This is a genomic window from Limosilactobacillus vaginalis DSM 5837 = ATCC 49540 (assembly GCF_000159435.1).
Lineage (GTDB): Bacteria > Bacillota > Bacilli > Lactobacillales > Lactobacillaceae > Limosilactobacillus > Limosilactobacillus vaginalis.
The window spans coordinates 1-241 of the sequence record NZ_GG693467.1; the positions used below are offsets into that span (position 1 = coordinate 1).

The 241-nt window shown below is 49.8% G+C and carries 1 protein-coding gene; it reads left to right on the forward strand.

The features are described from left to right. A partial coding sequence (locus HMPREF0549_RS09030) for a response regulator transcription factor (protein WP_003718003.1) occupies nucleotides 1-241 on the forward strand: 241 nt, incomplete at both ends.

The following is a 241-nucleotide window of genomic DNA, read 5'->3' on the forward strand; positions in this document are numbered from 1 at the left end:
TAAGGTGTTAATTACGGCGACGGATTGCAATAAACGGTGGTTACAGGAAGTTATCCATTTTAATGTGCTGGCCATTGTGCCTCGTGATTCAACCGTCGAGACATTTGCGTTGGCGGTAAATAGTGCGGCGATGGGGATGATGTTTCTGCCTGGAGACTGGCGGACGACGCCGGAAAAGGACATTAAAGATCTCAAATCGTTAAGCGCCCGCCAGCGGGAGATTTTAACCATGTTAGCGGCG